Here is a 24173-nt window from a genome sequence, read left to right on the forward strand (position 1 = left end):
CCTCTGGAATGTGGGGATGGGGCGGGGCCACGCGGGGGTGGCCCCGTTCAAATCAGGCGTTGATCTCTGCCTCAAAGGCATGGGCGATCCACGGCATCAGCGCGGCCACGTCGGAGGTTTCCACCGTGGCACCGCACCAGATCCGCAGACCGGCGGGGGCGTCACGGTAGGCACCGACGTCAAGTGCGACGCCTTCGGCCTCCAACCGCTTGGCCACGGCCTTGGCGAATGCGGGGCCGTCGGTGATGCGGTCGTCGGTGAATTTCACACAGACCGACGTGTTGGACCGTGTCGCCGGATCAACGGCCAGGTTCGCAATCCAGTCGTTCGCATCGCAGAAATCCCACACGACCCGGGCGTTGGCGTCGCAGCGCGCGTGCAAGGCGTCCAGACCACCGATGGACTGCGCCCATTTCAGCGCCAGCAGGTAATCCTCGACGCACAGCATCGACGGCGTATTGATCGTTTCACCCTTGAAGATGCCCTCGATCAGCTTGCCGCCCTTGGTCAGGCGGAAAATCTTGGGCAGCGGCCATGCGGGGGTATAGTTTTCCAGACGCTCGACAGCGCGGGGCGACAGGATCAGCATGCCATGCGCGGCCTCGCCACCCATAACCTTTTGCCAGCTGAAGGTGGTCACATCCAGCTTGTCCCAAGGCAGCGGTTGCGCGAACGCGGCAGAGGTCGCATCGGCCATCGTCAGACCCTTGCGGTCGGCGGGGATCATGTCGCCATGGGGCATCTTCACGCCGGACGTCGTACCGTTCCAGGTGAAACAGACGTCGTTGTCGTAGTTCAGCGCGGCCATATCCACGATCTCGCCGTATTCGGCGGTGTGCACTGTGGCCTCGATTTTCAGCTGCTTGACCACGTCGGTCACCCAGCCCGCGCCAAAGCTTTCCCAAGCGACCATTTCGGCAGGGCGTTCGCCCAGCATGGTCCACATCGCCATTTCATAGGCACCGGTGTCGGATGCGGGCACGATCCCGATCTTGTAATCATCCGGCACGCCCAGGATCTCGCGGGTCAGATCGATGGCCTCGGCCAGTTTGGCCTTGCCGACGGCAGCACGGTGCGACCGACCCAGGGGGGCGTCGGACAGTTTGGCCAGATCAAAAACAGGGGGTTTGGCACAGGGGCCACTGGAAAAACGCGGATTAGCCGGCCGCGTCGCCGGGGTAGTCATAACCATTGCTGGTATCCTCACAGATATGCGCCCTTCGTTGGGGAAGGGTGTCCCACCGCCGGACATATGCCGCGGCAATGGGTTTGGCAATGAATCGTTTTGCGCAGCGTCAGGTCTGGCGGATCAAACGCGCCTCGAACGGATGCAGGGGACCGTCAGCGGCGTTGGCCGATGACAAGAGCGTATGGCCCGACAGACCCGGATCGCGCGGCGCATCCGCGAAATTCAGGCAAATGATGATCGCATCGTCACCGCTGCCGCGTGCATAGACCAGCAGATCATCGGCGGCGCTGATCGTGCGATATTCCCCCGACAGCAATGCAGGCGTCGTTTGCCGCAGTGCCGTCAGGCGTTTCACATAGGCCAGCATGGTGTCGCCTGCCGCCTGCCCGGCAACGGTCCCGTCGGGCGGCGTGAACACGGGCAACCACGGGGTCCCGTTCGTAAACCCGGCCTGCGCGCTGTCATCCCACGGCATCGGCGTGCGTGCGGGATCGCGCCCCAACCCCTTGCCCGGCACCTGTTTTTCCCACGGGTCCTGCACCAGCTCTGGCGGGATTTCAGCACTTTGCATCCCCAGTTCGTCACCCTGATAGATCGTCGGCGTGCCGCGCAAGGTCAGCAGCAAAGTCATTGCAACACGCGCAAGGTCAGGTCCCACGCGCGACGCGATCCGAATGCAATCATGGTTTCCGACCACCCATGTCGGCCAGCCGGTGTCGGGCAATGCGGCCTCATAGGCCTCAACCGTGCGGACAATCTCTGGCACGGTCCAGGGGATATCCAGCAGGGCAAAGTTGAACGGCAATTGAAACCCGTCACCCTGCGTGCCGTAGTAGCTGGTCACCTCGGCCAGCGTGCCATCGGTTTCACCCAGCAGCAGGCGGTCCGGGTATTCCTGCGTGACCGCACGCATCATCCGCACGATGTCGTAATTCATCGGCTGATTCTTGGAATGCACCTTCAGCAGGCGCAGCGATGGATTCATGTCGTCGTGCCAGTCAGGGTTCACGGGATGGTCACCCTTGTCCACGTCGGGGGCGGCGTGGGTGATGGCATCGACGCGGAACCCATCGACACCGCGATCGTACCAGAATCGCATCGTATCCAGCATTTCGGCTTGCACCGCGGGGTTCCGCCAGTTCAGTGCTGGCTGTTCGGTCAGAAAGATATGCAGATAGTATTGCTGCGTCTGGTCGTCCCATGCCCATGTACTTGGCCCGAATTCGCTGATCCAGTTGGTCGGCGGCCCACCGTCCGGGCCTGCGTCGCGCCAGATATACCAATCGCGTTTATCGCTATTGCGCGCGCTGCGCGATTCGACGAACCACGGGTGCTGATCCGACGTATGGCTGGGCACGAAATCCAACAGTACGCGCAACCCGCGTGCATGGGCGGCATCAATCATCGCATCAAAATCGGCCAGGGTCCCGAACATCGGATCGATGCCGCGATAGTCACTGATGTCGTAGCCGAAATCCTTCATCGGAGAGGGAAAGATCGGCGAGATCCAGACGATATCAGCACCCAGATCAACGATATGATCCAACCGCTGCGTGATGCCGCGCAGGTCGCCGATCCCGTCGCCGTCACTGTCCTGAAAACTGCGTGGATAAATCTGGTAGATGATCCCGCGTTGCCACCATGTCAGATCTGTCATGCATGCCTCCACTTTCCCTTGGACGCTATCAACGTTAATCCGTGCTGCAAAGACAGAGAGGTCGCCCATGTTCATCACGACACTGATCGCCGGTCCCGGCCAGTTGGACACCGTGTTGGTCGAAAACCTGCGCAACGCCTGGGGCGGCGGCGATGCCGTCTGGTTATCCGGCAATACGGCGGCTGAATTCCCGATGGCGCAAAAGCCGGACAACCTGTGGTCCGTCTGGGACGACATGCAGGCCATGCGCATTGACCTGGTGGTCCAGCCCAGCGCGGGACGACGCAAACGCCTGCTTCTGGCGGACATGGACAGCACGATGATCCAGCAGGAATGCATTGACGAACTGGCGGCAGAGGCCGGTGTCGGTCCCCGCGTCGCCGATATCACCGCCCGCGCCATGAACGGAGAACTGGATTTCGAAGCAGCGCTGATCGAACGGGTCGGTCTGCTACGCGGTCTGCCTGAAACCATCATCCAACAGGTCGTCGATACCCGCATCACCCTGATGCCGGGCGGTCGCACGCTGGTGCAAACGATGAAATCGCAGGGCGGACATGCGGCACTCGTGTCGGGTGGCTTTACCGCGTTTACCGCGAAAATTGCGGAAACGCTCGGGTTTGACGAAAACCGCGCCAACACACTGATGGTGAAAGACGGCACGCTGACGGGCGAGGTGGGTCGCCCGATCCTGGGGCGCGCGGCCAAGGTCACGGCACTGGAGGAAATCACCACACGATTGGGGATAACAGAGGCCGAGGTCATCGCCGTCGGTGACGGCGCGAACGATCTGGGAATGCTGGGGCGTGCCGGTACGGGTGTCGCATTGCATGCCAAACCCAGCGTGCAGGCGGAATGCGACGTGCGGATCAACCACGGTGACCTGACGGCGTTGCTTTATTTTCAGGGTTACACCGACGCGGATTTCGTGGCCTGACGTGTTCGAGGTCACGGGCGACATCCTGCTCCTTTTGCTATGCGCCGCCTTTGTTGCCGGGATCGTGGATTCCATCGCCGGTGGCGGTGGGCTGATCACGCTGCCGGTCCTTGTGCTGGCGGGTGCGCCGCCGGTGACGGCCATTGCGACGAACAAGGTGCAGGGCGTATTCGGCGCGGGTATGGCCACGATCACCTATGCACGGGGCGGGCATGTGGATTTGCGCAGGCAGCTTTGGCCCGCAGCCCTTGCCTTTGGCGCGGCGATCATCGGTGCGCTGCTGACGTCACGCCTGCCCACAGACGTGATCCGCCTTGGTCTGCCAGTCTTGCTGATCGGAATTGCACTGTTTTTCGCGCTGAAACCCGGACTGAATGACGTCGACCGCGCCCAGCGCATTGCACCGGGACTGTTCGCGCTGACCGTGGTGCCGCTGGTCGCATTCTACGACGGGCTGATCGGGCCGGGGGCCGGGGCGTTCTACATGTTGGGGTTTGTCGGATTGGCGGGCTATGGCGTACTGCGCGCGACAGCCCATACCAAGCTGTTGAACTTTGCCTCCAACCTTGGCGGCATCGCCACATATGCGCTGGTCGCGGAACCGTGGTGGATGGTCGGGCTGGCGATGGGCGCGGCCCAGATCGCGGGTGCGTGGGTCGGATCGAAACTCGCCATGCGGATCGGATCGCGCCTGATCAAGCCGGTGTTGGTCACAGCCGCAACGGCGCTTGCCGTGCGGCTGCTATGGCAGATGTGGGCTTAGGCGTCTTCGGTCGGGCCGCCGGCCTCTTTCCAGTCGGGGACACCGCCAACGTTGGTCACGTCGGCATATCCCATCTCTTTCAACGTCTTGCCGGCCAGTGCGGCCTGACCACCGGCACCACAGACGAGGTAGTATTTCCCATCCGGCTGCATGAAGTCCTTGTGGTAGGGGGACGCTGGATCGGCGGCGAATTCCATGAAACCGCGCGGCAGCCGTTTGGCGCCCTTGATCGTGCCGGTTTTCGCGATGTCGCCGCTGTCGCGGACGTCGATCCAGATACCACCGTCGTCAGAGGCATGCGCCTTGATCGCGTCCTCGGTCGGCATGCGGGTAATGACGGCGTTGGCCGCGTCGAGATAGTCTTTTGCTGTTTTCACGGTGGAAACTCCTGTGCGTTATTCTCTGGACAGGAGATAGCGCAGCGCGGGCCAAGTCCAGCGTCAGCGCATCAGGCGCGGCAACGTCCCGTTCAGGCCGGCTGCCTCGCGGATGAAACCACGCCGCAGGCCGGGCAATGCGTTGATGACACCCATCCCCAGATCGCGCACCCCACGGAGCAGCGGGTTATCGTTTGAAAACAGCCGGTTGAATGCGTCAGTCGCCAGCGACAGCTTGACCGTATCGAACCGGCGCCAATGCTGATAAGCCTCCAGCGTGGTGGGACTGCCGATATCCTGCCCGCGCTGGCGCGCGTCCTGCAAAACCTGCGCCAAGGCCGCCACATCGCGCAGACCGGCGTTCAGACCTTGCCCCGCAATGGGATGAATCCCGTGCGCCGCATCACCGACCAGCGCCACACGCGCGCCGATCAGGCTATGCGCCATGGTCAGGCCCAGCGGATAGGTGAACCGGGTGCCCGCCAGCTTGATGTTGCCCAGAAACGACCCAAAGGCAGGTTTCAACACGTCAAGGAACGCGTCATCATCGAGATCCATCGCCGCACGGGCGCGAGTCGCGTCCTCGGACCAGACGATGGACGACCGGTTTCCGGTCAAAGGCAGGATCGCCAGTGGCCCGCCGGGCATGAAAAACTGATGCGCGATACCGTCATGCGGCAATTCATGTTCCACGGCGCAGACCATGGCAAGCTGGTCATAATCCCATCCCGTGCGTCCGATCCCCGCGCGCGAGGCTGTCCCGCTGCTGCGGCCATCGCAGCCCACCAACACCTGTGCGGACAAGACATCACCGTCGTCCAGCGTGACTGTGGCACGGGCCGCATCGACCGTCTGCGCCACAACCCGACGGCCGGTCAGATGGGTGATCCGGTCGCGGTCCATCGCATCCAGCAATGCCGGGCGCAGGTGACGATCCTCGACCAGCCAGCCCATCGGGCCTTCTTCGATTTCCGCATGGTCGAAATGCATCATCCAGGGCGATGCGCCTTCGCCGGCACGTCCGTCCGTCACCTTGATGTCCAGCATCGGCTGGGCGTTGTCCGCGATGGCGTCCCACAGCCCCAATCGCCGCAGCATCCGCACCGATGTCAGCGACAGCGCATAGGCGCGCCCGTCAAAATCGCGGTCCCGATGCACGTCAGGCGTCATGGCGTCGATGATCGTGACGCGCAGACCCGCCTGCGCGCAAGCAATGGCCAAGGCCGGACCGTTCAGGCCACCGCCGACGATGAGGATATCATTCTGATTGTTCATGCCACTAGATATGGGCGCACGACCGGGATTGTCCATGCGGCACCGCACCGCTAGCCTGACAGCAACGCACGGAGGCTGTGATGGATGACTGGCGCTGGATGACGGCAGAGGCTTTGGGGCAATCCATTGCCGCAGGCGGTATAGACCCGATCGATTTGTGCGAGGTTTTTCTCAAGGCGATCGCGGAACACCCCGATGCGAAACGCATCTACACCACAGTAACCGAGAACCGTGCGCGTGCCGAGGCCAAGGCCGCCAGTGCGCGGGCCGCATCCGGGCTGCGGCGTGGCCCACTGGACGGGGTGCCGGTCAGTTGGAAGGACCTGTTCGACAGCGCCGGAACCGTGACAGAGGCCGGCACCCGCGTGCTGGCGGGCCGCGTGCCGCAGCGTGATGCGCATGTCCTGCAAAATGCCACCGCGGCCGGACTGGTCTGTCTGGGCAAGACGCATATGTCCGAAATCGCGTTTTCCGGGTTGGGCATCAACCCGATCACGGCGACGCCGCCAAATCGGAACAACCACGACGCGGTTCCGGGCGGATCGTCGTCGGGGGCCGCCGCTTCGGTCGCCTTTGGATTGGCTGCGGCAGCCATCGGGTCGGACACGGGCGGTTCGGTCCGCATTCCAGCCGCATGGAACGATCTAACCGGGTTCAAGACAACCCATGGGCGCCTGCCGCTGGACGGCACCGTGCCGTTGTGCCTGACGTTTGATACCATCGGGCCGCTTTGCCGCTCGGTCACCGACGCGGCCCTGCTTGTTGCAGCATTGGAAGGGTCACGCGCACCCGATCTGACAGCACCACGCCGCGATCTGAACCTTGCCATTCTGGATACGGTCGCCATGCACGACCTGGCCCCCGAACCGCGCACAGCATTTGACGCAGCGGTCCGTGATCTGAAACGCGCCGGTGCAACCGTATCGCACCTGAAATTCGCCCCATTGGAAGAAGCCTTTGGTTTTGCCGGACCTCTCTACACGGCGGACGCGTGGGCGTGGTGGCGGGACCTGATCACTGGCCACCCCGGTGTGATGTTCGCCCAGATCGAGGAACGCGTCACCGCAGGGCGCGATGTGACGGCAGCCGACTACATTTCAAACTGGACCCGCCTGCGCGACATTCGCACCGCATTTGCCACCGCCGCCGCACCCTATGATGCGCTGCTGATGCCGACCGCTTCGATCCTGCCACCAGAGGTCGCACGCCTGATGGCCGACAACGATTATTACAAGGTTCAGAACCTTGCCGCCCTGCGCAACACGCGCATCGCGAACCTGATGGACCTGCCTGCCGTGACATTGCCAACGGCAACAAAATCCTGCGGGATTATGCTGTGCGGCCAAAAGGGCCGCGATGATGCATTGTTGCGGGTTGCACGCGCCGCAGAACTCGCGCTGGCCTAAAAGACACAATCCTGGCCCAAAGCCCCGCGCTGCCGCTGGACAGCGGGCATTACAGGCGGCTAACCTGCTGATAAGCGGGACGCCATGATCCCGCATGAGAGGCAGTAACATGAAACCCCCGATGCGGTTTGCAGACCTTCCGGTTGCGACGTGGCCCCGTTTGCGTGGGCTGCTAGATGCCGTCCAGCCGGGCGACACACCGATCAACATGACCATCGGAGAACCGCAGCACGCCTTTCCGGCGTTTCTGCCCGATGCGCTGGCCGCTGAAATGGCAAGCTTTGCCAAGTATCCCAATAACGATGGCACGCCCGTTCTGCTGGACGCGATCAGCCGTTGGCTGCACCGCCGCTATGGCGTGACCGTCGCCGCCCCGGAAATCATGGCGCTGAATGGCACCCGAGAGGGTCTGTACAACGCGGCAATGGCGCTGTGCCCCGAAACCAAGAACGGCCAGCGCCCTGTCGTTCTGACCCCCAACCCGTTCTATCAGGTCTACGCCGTTGCGGCTCTCAGCACAGGTGCAGAGCCTGTTTATGTGCCCGCGACCTCTGACACCGGTCACCTGCCGGACTTTGCCGCACTGGACGCAGACATCCTTGATCGCACGGCCATCGCCTACATCTGTTCGCCTGCCAACCCGCAGGGTGCCGTGGCCAGTGGGGACTACTGGCGCGACCTGATTGCGCTGGCGGAAAAGCATGATTTCATCATCTTTGCCGACGAATGCTATTCCGAGATCTACCGCGACACGCCGCCCCCCGGCGCGCTGGAAATCGCCCGCGACATGGGTGCAGACCCCGACCGGGTCGTCATTTTCCATTCGCTGTCGAAACGGTCGAACCTTGCGGGATTGCGGTCGGGTTTCTGCGCCTCTGGCCCCGGCAACATCGCCCGTATCCGTGCGCTGCGCGCCTATGCCGGTGCCCCGCTTCCCGGCCCTATTCAGGCGGTTTCGGCCCTTGTTTGGGACGACGAGGATCATGTGACCGCCAGCCGCGCGCTCTATGCTGAAAAATTCGCCGTGGCCGACGAAATCCTGGGGCATGTGCCCGGTTACGTCAGCCCGCCGGCAGGATTTTTCCTGTGGCTACCCGTCGCGGACGGTGAAACGGCCGCGCTGCACCTATGGCAGACCACCGGCGTGCGCACGCTGCCCGGTGCCTACCTCAGCCGCGATACAGCCGCCGGAAACCCCGGTGCACCCTACATCCGGGTCGCCCTGTGCGGCCCCAAGACCGAAGTCGCCACAGGCCTGACCCGCCTGCGCGACTGCCTATACCAGTGAGGACGAAACGAATGGCATCCTACCAGACCCGGCAACGTGACCCCCTTCTGGACAGTGAAACCCAAGCCGTTCTTGAACGTCGCGGCAAGGAGTTGCTGGGATTGGGTCTGATCGTGCTGGGCCTGCTGACCGCTGCGATGCTGTTCAGCTATTCCCCTGATGATCCGTCCTGGATTTCAGCGACGCAGGCACCGGTCAGCAATTGGCTGGGCGCACCCGGTGCGGCGATTGCAGCACCGGTCATGATGATCGTGGGTCTGGGCATCTGGGCGCTGCCGATGACGCTCTTGGCGTGGGGCGTGCGGTTCATGATGCATTCGGGGTCTGATCGCGCCGGGACGCGGGTGGTTTTCGCACCGATCGTGATCGTGGTGGCGGCGCTCTATGCCGCCACCCTGACACCCGGTGCGAATTGGCCGCCGAATTTCGGTCTGGGCGGTCTGTTGGGCGATACCGTTCTGGGCATGGTCCTGACGATCCTGCCAGTCAGCGCCGCGTTTTCGATCAAGGTCCTGACACTGATTTTGGCAGCGGCAACCGTGGCGCTGCTTGCCTTTGCGCTGGGGTTCACGCGGGCCGAAATCCGTCACGGCCTGCGCTTCGTCATGCTGGGCACGGTGATGCTGTATGATACGGCACTCCGACTGCTGAACACCGGCACCCATCGCGCCGCACAGGCAGCAGGGGCGGCCCGCAGCAACATGGCCGCCCGCCGCGAGGAACGCGCGGCACAGGCCCCGGCACAGGACGATGCGCGCGCGCGCGCCATCGCCGCCGTGCGGGCAAATCCCGGTCACGCCACCAGCCGCAAGATGCCGCCCATCATCCGCGCTGACGGCACACGGGCCGAACCGCCACTGACTGGCGACACAATGCATGTCGCGGAAACGGTGCCGCAGCCTTCGCGCAAAATGCCCGGAATAGGGTCGCTTTTGCGGCGCAAGGCACCAGAGCCGGAGATGGTTGAAACGGCCTACGAAGGCGATATCGACAGCCCGCCAGAGGATCGTATCAGCAGCCGTATTTCCGACGCGGTGCGCGCCCGCACCATGCCGCCCGCGCCTGTCGTGTCGCCCGAAGTCACTGGCGTGCGGATCGAGCCGTCCCTGACCGAAGGCCGCCGCCCCAAGGCGCTTGTTCTGCCCAAGGTGCCGCCGCTGACGCAATCCGAAGCGGCCATGGACGCGTTCACGCTGACCGAGGACGAGGACGACACCGTCATCGAACCCGAGGCCCCGGCCGTCTATCAGCGCAGCCCCCTGCCCCGCGAAGAGGCCGCACCTTTGGTCGCCCAACCGCTGTTTGACCCCGACGCGCCGCGCGCCAACCCCGCAGAGCCGCGTCGCGCCGTGGTCCAGCACGAACTCAGCCGCAAGGTCGTCCCGTCCAAGCAGGCCCGCGCCGAGGCACAGCCCGAACTGGCGTTCGAGGACAAGTTCGCCGCCTACGAGATGCCGCCGCTGAACCTGTTGGCCGACCCCGCTGGCGTGCAGCGCCATGTGCTGTCTGATGAAGCACTCGAGGAAAACGCCCGCATGCTGGAAAACGTGCTGGATGACTACGGTGTCAAGGGTGAGATCGTCAGCGTGCGCCCCGGTCCCGTCGTCACCATGTACGAACTGGAACCGGCACCGGGTCTCAAGGCCAGCCGCGTCATCGGTCTGGCCGACGACATCGCGCGCAGCATGTCCGCCCTGTCTGCCCGTGTGTCGACCGTGCCCGGCCGCACCGTGATCGGCATCGAACTGCCCAACGAGAACCGCGAAAAAGTGGTCTTGCGCGAAATCCTGTCCGCCCGTGATTTTGGCGACAGTGCGATGAAACTGCCGCTGGCATTGGGCAAGGATATCGGCGGTCAGCCCATTGTCGCGAACCTTGCCAAAATGCCCCACCTGCTGATCGCAGGCACCACCGGTTCGGGTAAATCCGTGGCCATCAACACCATGATCCTGTCGCTGCTGTACAAGCTGTCGCCAGAGGAATGCCGGATGATCATGATCGACCCCAAGATGCTGGAACTGAGCGTCTATGACGGCATCCCGCATCTGCTGTCGCCCGTCGTAACAGACCCTAAAAAGGCTGTTGTGGCTCTGAAATGGGTCGTGGGCGAGATGGAAGAACGCTATCGCAAGATGTCGAAAATGGGCGTGCGCAACATCGACGGCTATAACGGGCGCGTCCGCGAGGCGCTGGCCAAGGACGAAATGTTCAGCCGTACCGTGCAGACCGGATTCGATGACGAGACCGGCGAACCCGTGTTCGAGACAGATGAATTCAAACCAGAGGTCCTGCCCTATATCGTCGTCGTCGTCGACGAGATGGCCGACCTGATGATGGTCGCCGGCAAGGAAATCGAAGCCTGCATCCAGCGTCTGGCGCAGATGGCGCGTGCCTCGGGAATCCACCTGATCATGGCGACACAGCGGCCGTCGGTCGATGTCATCACCGGCACGATCAAGGCCAACTTTCCGACCCGGATTTCCTTTCAGGTCACGTCGAAGATCGACAGCCGCACCATCCTGGGTGAAATGGGTGCCGAACAACTGCTGGGCATGGGCGACATGCTGTATATGGCGGGCGGGTCCAAGGTGACGCGCGTCCACGGCCCGTTCTGTTCGGACGAAGAGGTCGAGGAAATCGTCAATTACCTCAAATCGTTCGGTCCGCCCGAATACATGTCCGGCGTGGTCGAAGGCCCGTCAGAGGACGCGGAAAGCAGCATTGATCTGGTGCTGGGTCTGGGCGACGGATCTGACGCTGAAAACGCGCTCTATGACACGGCCGTGGCCATCGTCATCAAGGACCGCAAGTGTTCGACCAGCTACATCCAGCGCAAGTTGGCGATCGGCTACAACAAGGCCGCCCGCCTGGTTGAACAGATGGAAGACGAAGGTGTGGTCAGCGCGGCAAACCACGTCGGCAAGCGCGAAATCCTGGTGCCGGAGCAGCACTAGAACAGACCCTATTCATAGGTTCAGAGACACATGTCCCCGCGCATCAGACAGATGCGCGGGGCGATTGCTGTCAGCCCAGGATTTGCTGCAACCGCAGCGCGGCGATCCTGTTCACCTGTTCGCAGGCGGTCACGAATTCCTGCTCTTTGGTGTTGTTCAAACGTGTCTCAAAGGCATCTAGGATCGTGTCTTTGGTATTGTCGCGCACCGCGATGATGAACGGAAAACCGTACTTCTTGGTGTAGGCCTCGTTGGCGCGCTGGAACAGCGACCGTTCGGCGTCGGTCAGCGCATCCAGCCCCGCTGATGCCTGTTCTGACGTGCTGTCGGCGGTCAGGCGTTTGGCCGCCGCCAGTTTTCCGGCCAGATCGGGGTGCGCACGCAGCACGTCCAGCCTTGCTTCGGGCGTTGCGCGGCGGAACGCGCGGGCCATCAGGTTGGCCAGCCCCGCGGGCGTATCATGGGCCGGGCTGCGTTCCAGCTTAAACGCCTCCTCGGCAACCCACGGGGAATGTTCGTAAACTCCGCCGAATTTGGCGACGAATTCAGCCTGATCCATCTGCGATGGACGCAACCCAGTTGGCGCGGGGTGATGCGCACGCCAGTGGTCGGCAATCTGTGCGCGGGTCGCAAACCAGACACCATCGTGGCTGCGCGCATGATCCATGAACTTGCGCAGCGCCTCGATCCGGCCCGGACGCCCCGCCAACCGGCAATGCAGGCCAATCGACATCATCTTGGGCGCGCCATCGACACCTTCGCGATAAAGCGCGTCAAAGCTGGCCTTGAGATAGTCGAAAAACTGATCGCCCGCATTGAACCCGTTGGGGGTCGAAAACCGCATGTCGTTGGCATCCAGCGTGTAAGGCACGACCAGATGATCCTTGCCGCCAAAAGTCTGCCAGAACGGAAGATCATCGGCATAGCTGTCGGCGAGGTAGTCGAACCCCTCTTCGGCGGCCAGACGCATGGAATTCATCGAGGCGCGGCCCTGATAGAAACCGCGCGGACGTTCGCCCGTCACTTCGGTATGCAGGCGGACGGCGCGCTGGATATGCGTGCGTTCCGTGTCCTCGTGCGTATCCTTGTATTCAATCCACTTGAGCCCGTGGCTCGCGATTTCCCAGCCAGAGGCCTGCATGGCGGCAACCTGTTCCGGCCCCCGCGCCAGGGCGGTCGCGACGCCGAACACGGTCACGGGCGTATCGTGCAGCAGGCGATGCAACCGCCAGAATCCGGCACGGGCACCGTATTCGTAGATCGTTTCCATGTTCCAGTGTCGTTGCCCGGGCCAAGGCACTGCACCGGGAATTTCCGACAGGAATGCTTCTGACGCAGGATCGCCGTGCAGGATGTTGTTTTCGCCGCCTTCTTCGTAGTTGACGACGATCTGGATGGCGATCCTGGCCCCATTCGGCCATTTGGGGTCGGGTGTCTGCGCACCATAGCCGATCATATCGCGGGGGTAGGTCATCTGCGGTCTTTCCTGAGGGGCGGCATTTCATACTCTGCCACGCCGCACAGCGAAGCAAACAGAAATCCGTGCAGGTTGCCCCGGGTCGCACCCGCGCACCGGGGCAAGGCCAGATCAGTTTCCGCGCGCGTTGTTTTCCGCGATGATGTTGAACTGGCGATCGGAAATCGCGGCACCGGGGCGCAAATCGTTCAGGATCACGGTCGTGGTTTCACCCACCTCGTCCGTGACTACCCATTGGCGCAACTCGATGGGGTTGGCGGTGAATATCATTTGGATGTTGCCGTATTGCGGATTGTCGGGGTCCTGCGCCGTAATCGTGGTGGTTGTCCCGTCAGAGGTGTGGCCCGTCACCATCCGGGCCCGCCCCAGATCGACGTTGTCGGCCAGAATGATCGACAGCGGCGTCTGGTTCAGCGGATAGCGTTCCGCAGGCCCGTTGGACCGCGGATCAAAGATAGCGACGGATCCGCCGCCCGCCATCACCAGACTGTTGTCGGGTGCGTTGTATTCAAACCGGATACGGCCCGGACGCTTGATGTAGATCTGTCCGGTCGACAGCGTGCCGTCGCCGTTGATCTGCGTGAAACCGCCCGTGGCTGTGGTCAGCTGGTTCAGATAGGCCGACACTTGGGCCAGCGAGAGCTGCTGTGCCTGTGCCCCCGTTCCTACCAAAGCGGCCGCGGTCGCGGACAAAAGAAGCGTGCGTCTGTTCATGGTCTTAACCTTTATTCGACTTGGCCCACGACATAGGTCGCAGTGTCACTGTTGGAAACCATATCGGGTCTGACATGCGATAGCGCCACCCCGTCAGCGTTTATCCGCACCATGGAACCAGCGGCAGGGGCCGCGCATTGAGTGGTCAACAGCGGCATCGCCGCAAAACTCAATTTAGGAGCATGACATGCCAGAAGCATTTGTCGCAGGCCTCGACGGCCAGACCCGTGAAAAAGTCATCAACATTCTGAACGACAACCTGGTCGAGATGCAGGCGCTGAACATGGCGGTCAAGCAGGCGCACTGGAACCTCAAGGGTCCGGGTTTCATCGGCGTGCATGAACTGCTGGACGATGTTGCCGCCCGTCTGCGCGACGGCATCGACACCATCGCTGAACGCACCGTGATTCTGGGCGGCTATGCCCGCGGTACGCTGGAAGTCGCCGCCGACAAGGCCAAGATGACGGCCTATCCGGTCGAACTGACCGAACTGAAGGATCACGTGGCAGAACTGAAATCCCGGTTTCTGAGCGTCGGTGAGCAGATCCGCGCCGCAGCATCGGCCGCCGAAGAGGCAGGCGATGGCGATACCGAGGATTTGTTCGTCGAAATCAGCCGGGCGCTGGACAAGGATGCGTGGTTCATCGGGGCCAACGGCACCGTCTGATCCGCAGTGGACAGCCCCCGCCCGTGAAGGGCGGGGGTTTTCGTTATCTCTTGCCGCAGGAACGCAGCTGACGATCGTACAGCAGGGCACGCTGTTCGACCTCGCCCGCGATGCGAATCAGCCAGCTCTTGCTGCGCCACGTGCCGCGTTTGAACCCTGACCGGCCATCATGATAGGCTAGATACTGATTGCGGATGTCGTACATCGGCACACCGGTTTCTGCGACGGTCTTGGTCATGTACCATCCCATGAAATCAGCGGCATCGTGGATATCCTCACGTTTGGATCGCCGGCCGCCCACCTCGTTCTGGTATTCTTCCCACGTGCCATCCAGCGCCTGGGAATAGCCCAGAGCAGAGGACTGACGACCAATGGGAATCACCCCCAAGGCATATTGATGCGGCGGCCGGTTGTTGCCGATGAACTTACTCTCTTGGTAGATCATCGCCATCATGCCCGGCATAGGCACGCCATATTTCTGCTCTGCCCTCTTGAAGGCGCGGCGATATTCGGGCCGCTCCGACAGAATGGAACACGCGTTATCAAGGTCGCGCGGTGCCGAAAACTCTCGGCTGCCGCAGCTGCCAAGCAATACCAAGAGCACCAGTGCGCGAAAGAAACTGCTCATACGCCTCTCGCTTTTGTTCGTTTTTTTACAGCATAGCCCAAAATCAGCTGTCTGTGAACGGTTCAAACCGACGTCACCGATCACAATCACCGCATCCGCGCTGATCCGCCGACTGACGATAGACAGACTGTTTCTGTTGAATTGCATGGCCCCCGATGGACTTTTGCCACGGTTTGGGCGTATTTGTGCGTCTAGGGGGCGTTCGTTATGTATAAAACACGCGCAAAATATTATCTGGGACAGGTTGTCCGTCACCGCAAACACCCCTTTCGGGGCGTTGTGTTTGACGTAGACGCTAGCTTTTCCAACACGGATGCCTGGTACGAGGCGATTCCAGAGGATTCGCGCCCGGCCAAGGACCAGCCCTACTACCATCTTCTGGCCGAAAACGACCGCAGCTTTTACGTGGCTTACGTGTCAGAACAAAATCTGGTCGCGGACTATTCCGGCGAACCCGTGGACCACCCCGACGTCCCGGACCTGTTCGGTCCGTTCGAGGACGGGGCGTATCCACTTCAGGTTCAGCTGAATTAATACCCCAACGCGCAGCCATCCTTGCGGGGATCCGATGCGCCTTCCAGCACACCGTCGTCGCGCAACTTGATGGCCTGCGCCCCGCCGATCGCGGTTTCGGGAATATTGACGTCGTGCCCCATGTCCGACAGTTCGGCCCGCACGGCATCCGAATAGCCGCGCTCGACCTTGAGCCCGTCAACATCTGAAAACGCGCGGGGCGCATCCAGTGCGGTCTGCACGTCCAGACCGTAATCCGTGATGTTCGTGACGAACCGCGCATGACCCGTCGATTGATAGGCCCCGCCCATCACGCCGAACGGCATCAGCGTCTTGCCATTTTGTTGCAGGATGCCCGGAATGATCGTGTGCATCGGACGCTTGCCCGGACCACCCTCGTTGGCGTGACCTTCTGTCAGGCTGAAACCCGCACCGCGGTTCTGGAACAGCACGCCGAATTTGTCGGACGCGATGCCGGACCCGAACCCGTGGAACACGGAATAGATCAGCGACACCGCCATGCGGTCCTTGTCTACCACGGTGATATAGATGGTGTCCTTGTGGATCGCCTCGACGGGCGCGCGCTGGGGTGCCTGCGCCCGTTTCGGGTCGATCTGGGCCGCCAGTTTCTGCGCCGTGTCCATCGACAGCATATGATCCAGACGCGTCATGTGGTCGGGGTCTGACAGGAACCGGTTACGGGCATCATAGGCCAGTTTCGTCGCCTCGGCTTCGATATGCACACGCTGCGCACCGAATGGGTCCATCGCTGCAAGATCGAATTGTGCGAGGATGTTCAGCAACAGGATCGCGGTCGCACCCTGACCGTTTGGCGGATGCTCGAACAGATCCAGCCCGCCGTAGGCCCCGTGGATCGGGTCACCGTAATCAGGCGTGTTGTTCGCGAAATCATCCAGTGTATGCGTCCCGCCTGCGGCGTTGAGCGCGGCCACCATGTCCGCGGCGACCTCGCCTTCGTAGAAACCGGCGCGCCCGTCCATCGCGATGCGACGCAGAACCTCTGCCTGGCCCGGCGCGCGGAACATCTGCCCGACCGTCGGAACCGCACCGCCGATCAGGTATTGGTCGCGGGCAACCCCCTGCAGACGCGGGGCGTCCAGCGCCCAATCGAACGCCACACGCGGGGCGACGGGAACACCCGATTCGGCATAATGAATGGCAGGGGCCAGGGCAGCTTTCATACCCAATTTGCCCCAATCCGCCGACAGCCGGCAAAAGGCGTCGATGGCACCTGGCACGGTCACCGCATGGGCACTGGCCACAGGCACGGTCGCATGTCCCTGATCACGCAAGGTTTGCGCCGAAAATCCGGCAGGCGCACGACCCGAACCGTTCAGCGCGATGATCCTGTCCTCGCCGGGCGGTGTCATCAGGACAAAGCAGTCACCCCCGATACCCGTCATCTGCGGTTCGCAGATCCCCAGTAGCACAGCGCCCGCAATGGCCGCGTCAACCGCATTACCGCCGGCCTCAAGCATCTGAATGGCAACCTTTGCCGCCAAAGGATGCGACGTCGCGCACATCCCGTTTTCGGCATAGACTGCGGATCGGCCCGGTTTATGAAAATCGCGCATCGGTTTCCCCCTCTTTACTGCTGAGGAACCTGAGACAATTCGCCTGCCGGGGCAATCACTGATCTGACAAAGATGCGGCACCGCACGACCGGGTGGGGGCTAGGCTGTGCGGTGCCGCAAGAAGCTATGCAGCTTGTGTATCAAAGATGCCGTGGCAACATGTCAAAGACATGGCAGCGTCTGGGCTGTTTGCGGGCTTTTTCCGCCCTGCGATTGGCGCTAGGACGGCAGAATGAAAACTGTTGATTATGCCGCCCTTCACCAGACCGTCGCGTCCCTGACCGAGGGCGAAGACGACATCGTAGCCTTGATGGCCACTGTCGCCTGCGAGGTCCACCATTCCGACGACAGGTTCGACTGGACCGGATTCTACCGCGTGACGGGTCCCGATTTTCTCAAGATTGGACCCTATCAAGGCGGTCATGGTTGCCTCGTGATCCCGTTCAGCCGCGGGGTTTGCGGTGCTGCTGCGCGGACAGGGCAAGTGCAGCTTGTCCCCGATGTCGACGCATTCGACGGGCACATCGCCTGCGCATCATCCACACGGTCAGAACTGGTCCTGCCGGTCTACGACCGTGACGGCACGTTGTTGGGGGTTTTCGACATCGACAGCGATCAACCCGACGCCTTTACGCAGACCGATGCGGATCAGATAGCTGCACTTCTTGCGGCGGTATTTGCGCGCTGACCGCGACCACGCGTCCATTGTGATCGCGCGGCGCTGTGGTAATGGCGGCGATGCAGCCGGATCGGCCGATTGCATCGACGGAGTTCACAGATGACCGACATCGTTCTACTGGACGGCGGAATGGGCCAGGAACTGACCCACCGCGCCCCCGAAAAACCGACACCCCTCTGGGGAACAGAGGTGATGCTGAATCACCCCGGACTCGTGCAGCAGGTCCACGCTGACTATTTTGCAGCCGGGGCGACCATTGCCACCACAAACACATATGCCATCCACCATGACAGGCTGGACGGCACCGCCCATGAAGGCAAGTTCACCGAGCTGTTGCAAAATGCACTGGCCGAGGCAAAAGCCGCGCGAAAGGCGCATGGATCAGGCCGCATTGCGGGATCGATCGGACCGCTGATCGCCAGCTATCGCCCGGACATTCATCCGCTGCCGGAAAAAGCCATTCCGCCGTATGCGGAAGTCGCACGCCAGATCAGCGCGGACTGCGACCTGATCCTGTGTGAAACCGTTGCATCACTTGATCATGCGCAATCAGTTCTCGCCGGGGCTGCCGTTGCGGGCCTGCCGGTATGGATGGCGATCACAGTCGATGACCGCGACGGGACCAAACTGCGGTCAGGCGAACCTGTTGCCGATATTCTGCCCATCGCCGTGGCGGGCGGTGCCGAGGCATTGTTGATCAATTGCTCTTCGCCCGAGGCGATCTACCAATCCATCGCCGTCCTCGCACATGGGACGCTTCCGTTCGGGGCCTATGCCAACGGGTTTGAAAAGATCACATCGGCCTTTCTCGAAGACAAACCGACAGTCGATGCGCTATCCAGCCGCGACCTGTCGCCTCAGGCCTATGCCGATCACGCGATGCGCTGGATCGCGGCAGGCGCCACGATTGTCGGCGGGTGTTGCGAGGTCGGCCCGGCCCATATCGCCGCGCTGGCCGATGCGATCCGCGACGCAGGTCACACCATCGTCTGAATGCAAAAGTGGCCGCCCATCGGGGCGGCCACGCAACTTTCCAAATTTTCGCGAAAATTTGGGCGCTTCAGATTTTTCGCGAAAAATCTGCCTATTGGTCCTGCGAGATCATCCCGACCTCTTCGCCACCCAAGGCGTTCAAACCCTTGAGAATATCAATCGCGTAAGCGAGCTGATAATCCTCTTCGCGCAGCTGCGCCGCAGCCTCTGCACGGTCGCGATCAGCCTCGATCTGTTTGATCTCGTCATCAGTCAGGCTGTCGTTATCAAGCGAGCCGCGCAGACCCGCCTCGGTCCGCTGCGGCAGATCGCTTTCTTCGGTTTCGGGTTCCACGGCAGCGCGACGCGGCTGTTCCACGATGATATCGGGCGAGATACCCAGCGCCTGGATCGACCGGCCAGACGGTGTGTAGTAGCGCGACGTCGTCAGACGCATGGCGCCGTTCCCCTGCAACGGCACAACGGTCTGCACCGACCCTTTGCCAAAGCTTTTGGTGCCGACGACGATCGCACGGCGGTGATCCTGCAACGCACCGGCCACGATCTCCGATGCGCTGGCGGACCCACCGTTAATCAGCACGACGATCGGCAGGCCTTCCGCCAGATCACCCTCCGTGGCGTTGAACCTGTCACTGTCGGCCAGACTACGACCGCGGGTCGACACGATTTCACCCGCATTGAGAAATGCATCCGACACGAACACGGCCTGATTCAGCAGGCCGCCGGGGTTGTTGCGCAGGTCCAGCACCACGCCATCAACATTCTCGATCCCGCCTGCGGCCTCGATCTGTTCGGCCAGTCCCTCTTCGAGGTTGGGATAGGTCTGGTTGTTGAACGTCGTGATGCGCAGAACGACGGCCTTGCCTTCGGTACGGGCGCGCACGGCGGTCAGTTTGATCGTGTCGCGGATGATGGACACGTCAAAGGGTTCGGGTTCGTCCTCGCGGACAACGGTGATGATGACTTCGGACCCGACGGGACCGCGCAGCAGTTCCAGCGCCTCGTCCAGGGTCAGTCCCAGCAGGCTTTCGCCATCGACTGTCGTGATGTAATCGCCCGCCTGCATGCCCGCGGCATCGGCCGGTGTGCCGTCCATCGGCGATACAACCTTGACCCAGCCCTCTTCTTGCGTGACCTCAAGGCCCAGACCGCCAAATTCCCCACGGGTCTGCACCCGCATGTCGGACGCATCATCCTCGGACAGATAGGACGAATGCGGGTCCAGCGAGGTCAGCATGCCGTTGATCGCGGCCTCGATCAGCGCCTTGTCGTCAACATCTTCGACATACCCCTGCCGGATGCGTTCAAAGATATCACCGAACAGGTCCAGCTGCTGATAGATGCTGCCATCGCTGCTGGATGTCTGCGCGAGCACGGGACCCGCAAACTGTGTCGTCGCCACAAGCCCCACCAAGGTGCCGCCCATCGCTGCCATCATCAACTTTTTCATAGCGTGTCCTATCCTCGGTCCAGCGCGAACCATGTCGCGGGGTTCACCGGACTTTGCCCGTCTCTGACTTCGAGATAAAGGGTCTCAGAGGCCGCAGGCCCGCCGGACCGGTCCGTTTCATTCAAAATGTCGTCAATCGCGGGTGCATCGCCGCCCAACAGCCCAATAGGCGCGCCGGCTGGCAGGATTTCGCCCACCTGCGTGTAAACCTCGGCCAGGCCCCCGATCACGAACATCACGTCCTGTGCCGGTTCCAGAATCACGACATTGCCGTAGTCCAGCAGCGGCCCCCGGAACAGCACCGTCGCAGCAAGCGGTGTGGTGACCAGCGCACGGGGGCGGGCGGCCAGGATCACACCGGGGCGGCTGATCCCGGCTGCATCGGGCGCGTTGAACCCACGCAGCAGCGTGCCGCGCACCGGCAGGGTCAGACTGCCGTCGGGCTGCACGACAGGGGCCGCGTCGCCGGTGTCGAATGTCTGCGCCAAACCGTCGGCGAAACTGTCCAGCGTATCCGTGCTGGCGATCAGCAGCGCCGTCTGAATCGGGTCGTCGGTGAACCGCCGTGGCAAATCGGTCCGGTCTGATATGGCCTCTGACAATGCGGCACGGGCTGCCTGCGCCCCTTCCAGCCCGCTGGCCAGCGTATCGAGCGCAGTTTCCTGCAAGGCCTGCAACAGCGCCAGTTCCTCCAGTTGCAGGCGCAGCTCCTCGACCCGGATCTGCAACGCTGGCGTCACGTCTGCGACCATCATGCCGGCACGTGCCGTGCCCAGCGCCCCGGTGGGATGCAACAGCAGCAGCGGTGCCGGCGCATCACCGATCGACGCGAGCACACCCAGCAGGCGACTGATCTCGACGCTGCGGCTGTCCAGCTGCGTTTGCAGCGTATCCACCCGGATCGCGACACGGCGCAGGCCGTCACGCAAGGCGACCAGGCCGTCTTCGTAGGATTGCACGGTTTCGGTCAATGCGCTGACCTGATTGCGTGCGGTTATCGCCGCCTCGAGCTGGGCGCGTGCTGCCGTCAGGCGATCGGCGGCCTGTGCTGCCGCGTCGGCAGGGGTTTGCGCCGTCAGAGGGCTGCCCACCAGCAGCAGGATCAGCGCCAGCCAACGCATCAGTCGATCAACGACCGGCCGGTCATCTGGGGTGGCTGTTCCAGTCCCATCAGCGCCAGCAACGTGGGGGCCAGATCCGCCAGCTTGCCATCGTTCAGCGTCGCTCCGGACGGACCGCCCACCATGATGACCGGCACCGGATTGATGGTATGCGCCGTATGCGGCCCGCCCGTTTCGGGATCGACCATGGTTTCGCAATTGCCGTGGTCGGCGCAGACAATCATCGCACCACCGGCGCGATCCAGTGCCGCGAGCACCTGACCCAGCCCGCGGTCAACGGATTCGCAGGCCGCGATTGCAGCATCCAGATCGCCCGTATGCCCCACCATGTCGGGGTTGGCGTAGTTGGTGACGATCAGGTCGTATCCCTTTTCGATGGCACCGACAAAAGCCTCTGTCACCTCGGCCGAGGACATTTCGGGTTGCAGATCATAGGTCGCGACCTTGGGCGATTTCGGCATGAAACGGTCCTCGCCTGTCTCCGGCTCTTCCTTGCCGCCATTGAGAAAGAAGGTGACATGCGGATATTTCTCGGTCTCGGCCAGCCGGAACTGGGTCAGCCCGTGCTGTGCCACCCAGGCCCCCAGGGTGTTGACGATATCGCGTTTCGGGAACACGGCGTCATACCACGCCACGTGGCGATCCGAATATTCGACCATGCCCAGCCGCGCTGCCAGTTCCGGCAGATCGCGCGTGAAGCCGTCAAAATCGGGATTGCCGATCGCCTCGAGGATCTCACGCGCGCGGTCTGACCGGAAATTCAGGCAAAACAGACCGTCGCGCTGTTCAAAGCCTGCATAATCCCCGATCACGGTGGCTGGAACGAATTCATCGGTTTGTCCGGCGGCATAGGCCTGTGCCACGGCATCCGTCGGATTTTCAGCCGTTGCACCGCGTCCGCGCACCATGGCGTCATAGGCAGTTTCGACCCGTTCCCAACGATTGTCGCGGTCCATGGCATAATAGCGACCGATGACAGTCCCGATCCGGGTGCCGGTGGGGACCGCATCCAGCAGTTGCGCCATGAAATCCGCGCCGGATTTTGGGGCGACGTCGCGCCCGTCGGTGATCGCATGAACGACGACGGGGACACCTGCGTCGTGCAAAACCCGCACCGTTTCGATCAGATGCGCGATGTGACCATGCACACCGCCATCCGACACCACACCCATCAGGTGCGCACGTCCGCCGCTGTCCCGCAATGTCGCGATAAAGCTGCGCAGCGCGTCCTGCGTGGGATAGCTGCCGTCCTCGATCGACAAATCGATCTGTCCAAGGTCCATCGCCACCACGCGGCCCGCACCGATATTGGTGTGACCCACCTCTGAATTGCCCATCTGGCCGCTGGGCAGACCCACATCCGGGCCGTGGGTCGTCAGTTGCGCACGCGGACAGGTGGCACTGATGCGATCAAAATGCGGGGTATTCGCAAGCGCGGGCGCATTGCCTTCGCGTGCGTCGCGGTCGCCCCAGCCATCAAGGATGCACAGCACTACGGGTTTCGGCACGGATCGGGTCATCGCGGGTCTCCTTTTGCACAAGGACGTAACGTAACCGACGGCGAGGGAAAATGCCCCGCGTCGCATCAGCTGCGGTTTAACCTAGGCGCGGTGGTATGGCGAGCCGGTGAGGATGGTCGCGGCGCGGTAGATCTGTTCGGCCAGCATGACCCGCACCAGCTTGTGCGGCCAGACCATCGACCCGAACGACAGCAGCATGTCGGCCTCTGCCCGCAGGCCGGGGTCGATGCCATCCGCCCCCCCGATGACAAAGGCCACGTCGCGCCCCTGATCGCCGTAATTGCGCAGCCGTTCGGCAAAATCCGGCGATGTCATCGGCTTGCCGCGCTCGTCCAGCGCGATGATGACCGCCCCTTTGGGAATGGCGCGGCGCAGCAATTCCGCCTCGGCACTCATGCCAAGCGATTTGCGGTCCTCGACCTCGATTTCGCTAAGGGGTCCCCACCCCAGCCGGCGCGCGGCGGGGGTGAAGCGGGACATGTAATCGTCCGTCAGTGCCCGTTCCTCGGAACGGGACACAAGGCGGCCGACCGCGCAAACGGTCAGCTTCATCAGACGGCGGCGGTGTCCGCGCCGGGCATCCACATCTTTTCGAGCTGGTAGAATTCGCGCACTTCGGGGCGAAAGATGTGAACGATGACATCACCGGTATCGATCAGGACCCAGTCGCCGACATCCTTGCCTTCGACCTTGGACAGCACGCCGAATTTTTCCTTCATGCGGGCGACCAGTTTTTCTGCCATGGCAGACACCTGACGGGTGGACCGACCGTTGGCGATGACCATCCAGTCACCCATTTCGGACTTGCCGCGCAGGTTGATTTTCACAACCTCCTCGGCTTTGTCGTCGTCCAGCGATGTCAGGATTGCGTCAAGCAGTTGGTCAGCGTTGTAGGTTGCACCGGTCACAGTGCGATCCTCGCGGGTGGCAGTGTGTGCTGCCGGGGTGGATAAAGACAGTTCATCGTCCT

General features: G+C 62.4%; 22 protein-coding genes. 9 read left to right on the top strand and 13 right to left on the bottom strand.

Annotated features, from left to right (window positions below):
• Window positions 1–52: 52 nt before the first annotated feature.
• Window positions 53–1192, bottom strand: coding sequence for a phosphoserine transaminase (locus tag LGQ03_RS07735; RefSeq protein ID WP_226747945.1), 1140 nt, complete (start codon window positions 1190–1192; stop codon window positions 53–55).
• A 103-nt stretch (window positions 1193–1295) separates the two neighbouring features.
• Window positions 1296–2846, bottom strand: a complete 1551-nt coding sequence (locus LGQ03_RS07740; protein WP_226747946.1) for an alpha-amylase family glycosyl hydrolase — start codon at window positions 2844–2846, stop codon at window positions 1296–1298.
• Between the two features lie 67 nt (window positions 2847–2913).
• Here LGQ03_RS07740 and serB point away from each other — a divergent pair, with 67 nt between their 5' ends.
• On the top strand, window positions 2914–3783 hold the full coding sequence (gene serB / locus LGQ03_RS07745; RefSeq protein WP_226747947.1) for a phosphoserine phosphatase SerB: 870 nt from the start codon (window positions 2914–2916) through the stop codon (window positions 3781–3783).
• 1 nt (window position 3784) lies between these two features.
• On the top strand, window positions 3785–4546 hold the full coding sequence (locus LGQ03_RS07750) for a TSUP family transporter (RefSeq protein ID WP_226747948.1): 762 nt from the start codon (window positions 3785–3787) through the stop codon (window positions 4544–4546).
• On the opposite strand, the gene LGQ03_RS07755 is transcribed toward LGQ03_RS07750, so the two are convergent.
• Both LGQ03_RS07755 and LGQ03_RS07760 read right to left on the bottom strand, forming a co-directional pair.
• Window positions 4543–4923, bottom strand: coding sequence for a rhodanese-like domain-containing protein (locus tag LGQ03_RS07755; RefSeq protein WP_056030085.1), 381 nt, complete (start codon window positions 4921–4923; stop codon window positions 4543–4545). The genes LGQ03_RS07750 and LGQ03_RS07755 overlap by 4 nt on opposite strands.
• Window positions 4924–4986: 63 nt before the next feature.
• Window positions 4987–6198 (bottom strand): UbiH/UbiF/VisC/COQ6 family ubiquinone biosynthesis hydroxylase, encoded by a 1212-nt coding sequence (locus tag LGQ03_RS07760; protein WP_226747949.1) that lies wholly within the window; start codon window positions 6196–6198, stop codon window positions 4987–4989.
• A gap of 80 nt (window positions 6199–6278) precedes the next feature.
• Between LGQ03_RS07760 and LGQ03_RS07765 the strand changes: the two genes are divergently transcribed.
• The 3 genes from LGQ03_RS07765 (at window position 6279) to LGQ03_RS07775 (ending at window position 11846) form a co-directional block, all read left to right on the top strand.
• The gene (locus tag LGQ03_RS07765) at window positions 6279–7604 is read left to right on the top strand and encodes an amidase (protein ID WP_226747950.1); all 1326 of its coding nucleotides are present in this window, start codon (window positions 6279–6281) and stop codon (window positions 7602–7604) included.
• Window positions 7605–7713: 109 nt separating this feature from the next.
• Entirely contained in the window at window positions 7714–8892 is a 1179-nt protein-coding gene (locus LGQ03_RS07770; RefSeq protein ID WP_226747951.1) for an aminotransferase class I/II-fold pyridoxal phosphate-dependent enzyme, read from the top strand.
• An 11-nt stretch (window positions 8893–8903) separates the two neighbouring features.
• Window positions 8904–11846 (top strand): DNA translocase FtsK, encoded by a 2943-nt coding sequence (locus tag LGQ03_RS07775; RefSeq protein WP_226747952.1) that lies wholly within the window; start codon window positions 8904–8906, stop codon window positions 11844–11846.
• A gap of 70 nt (window positions 11847–11916) precedes the next feature.
• Here the strand turns inward: LGQ03_RS07775 and puuE are convergent, their stop codons facing one another.
• Window positions 11917–13320 (bottom strand): allantoinase PuuE, encoded by a 1404-nt coding sequence (gene puuE, locus LGQ03_RS07780; protein ID WP_226747953.1) that lies wholly within the window; start codon window positions 13318–13320, stop codon window positions 11917–11919.
• Window positions 13321–13434: 114 nt separating this feature from the next.
• Complete coding sequence (locus LGQ03_RS07785; RefSeq protein ID WP_226747954.1) at window positions 13435–14037, bottom strand: LolA family protein; 603 nt, start codon at window positions 14035–14037, stop codon at window positions 13435–13437.
• 187 nt (window positions 14038–14224) lie between these two features.
• Between LGQ03_RS07785 and dps the strand changes: the two genes are divergently transcribed.
• Window positions 14225–14704 (top strand): DNA starvation/stationary phase protection protein Dps, encoded by a 480-nt coding sequence (gene dps / locus LGQ03_RS07790; RefSeq protein ID WP_226747955.1) that lies wholly within the window; start codon window positions 14225–14227, stop codon window positions 14702–14704.
• 43 nt (window positions 14705–14747) lie between these two features.
• On the opposite strand, the gene LGQ03_RS07795 is transcribed toward dps, so the two are convergent.
• Window positions 14748–15332: a transglycosylase SLT domain-containing protein gene (locus LGQ03_RS07795; protein ID WP_090158166.1), complete on the bottom strand. Its 585-nt coding sequence runs from the start codon at window positions 15330–15332 to the stop codon at window positions 14748–14750.
• A 207-nt stretch (window positions 15333–15539) separates the two neighbouring features.
• On the opposite strand from LGQ03_RS07795, the gene hspQ reads away from it, so the two are divergent.
• Window positions 15540–15866 carry a heat shock protein HspQ gene (hspQ, locus tag LGQ03_RS07800; protein WP_056030061.1) on the top strand — a complete coding sequence of 109 codons (327 nt, stop codon included), beginning with the start codon at window positions 15540–15542 and terminating at the stop codon, window positions 15864–15866.
• Here the strand turns inward: hspQ and LGQ03_RS07805 are convergent.
• Complete coding sequence (locus LGQ03_RS07805) at window positions 15863–17440, bottom strand: gamma-glutamyltransferase family protein (RefSeq protein WP_226747956.1); 1578 nt, start codon at window positions 17438–17440, stop codon at window positions 15863–15865. The genes hspQ and LGQ03_RS07805 overlap by 4 nt on opposite strands.
• A 232-nt stretch (window positions 17441–17672) precedes the next feature.
• Here LGQ03_RS07805 and LGQ03_RS07810 point away from each other — a divergent pair, with 232 nt between their 5' ends.
• The gene (locus tag LGQ03_RS07810) at window positions 17673–18128 is read left to right on the top strand and encodes a GAF domain-containing protein (RefSeq protein WP_226747957.1); all 456 of its coding nucleotides are present in this window, start codon (window positions 17673–17675) and stop codon (window positions 18126–18128) included.
• Window positions 18129–18218: 90 nt separating this feature from the next.
• Window positions 18219–19112, top strand: coding sequence for a homocysteine S-methyltransferase family protein (locus tag LGQ03_RS07815; RefSeq protein WP_226747958.1), 894 nt, complete (start codon window positions 18219–18221; stop codon window positions 19110–19112).
• Window positions 19113–19203: 91 nt separating this feature from the next.
• Here LGQ03_RS07815 and LGQ03_RS07820 read toward each other — a convergent pair whose 3' ends face one another.
• The 5 genes from LGQ03_RS07820 to rsfS form a co-directional block, all read right to left on the bottom strand.
• On the bottom strand, window positions 19204–20562 hold the full coding sequence (locus LGQ03_RS07820; RefSeq protein WP_090158162.1) for a S41 family peptidase: 1359 nt from the start codon (window positions 20560–20562) through the stop codon (window positions 19204–19206).
• A gap of 8 nt (window positions 20563–20570) precedes the next feature.
• Window positions 20571–21683 (bottom strand): murein hydrolase activator EnvC family protein, encoded by a 1113-nt coding sequence (locus tag LGQ03_RS07825; protein WP_226747959.1) that lies wholly within the window; start codon window positions 21681–21683, stop codon window positions 20571–20573.
• Window positions 21683–23203 (bottom strand): 2,3-bisphosphoglycerate-independent phosphoglycerate mutase, encoded by a 1521-nt coding sequence (gpmI, locus tag LGQ03_RS07830; RefSeq protein WP_226747960.1) that lies wholly within the window; start codon window positions 23201–23203, stop codon window positions 21683–21685. Before gpmI ends, LGQ03_RS07825 begins: the two co-directional genes overlap by 1 nt.
• Before the next feature lie 81 nt (window positions 23204–23284).
• On the bottom strand, window positions 23285–23755 hold the full coding sequence (rlmH, locus tag LGQ03_RS07835) for a 23S rRNA (pseudouridine(1915)-N(3))-methyltransferase RlmH (protein ID WP_226747961.1): 471 nt from the start codon (window positions 23753–23755) through the stop codon (window positions 23285–23287).
• A complete protein-coding gene (rsfS, locus tag LGQ03_RS07840) occupies window positions 23755–24162 on the bottom strand; it encodes a ribosome silencing factor (protein WP_083484202.1) in 408 nt (135 codons plus the stop codon). The genes rlmH and rsfS overlap by 1 nt, the downstream gene beginning before the upstream one ends.
• Window positions 24163–24173: the final 11 nt, after the last annotated feature.

Source organism: Loktanella gaetbuli, assembly GCF_020531945.1.
Taxonomy (GTDB): Bacteria; Pseudomonadota; Alphaproteobacteria; order Rhodobacterales; family Rhodobacteraceae; genus Loktanella; species Loktanella gaetbuli.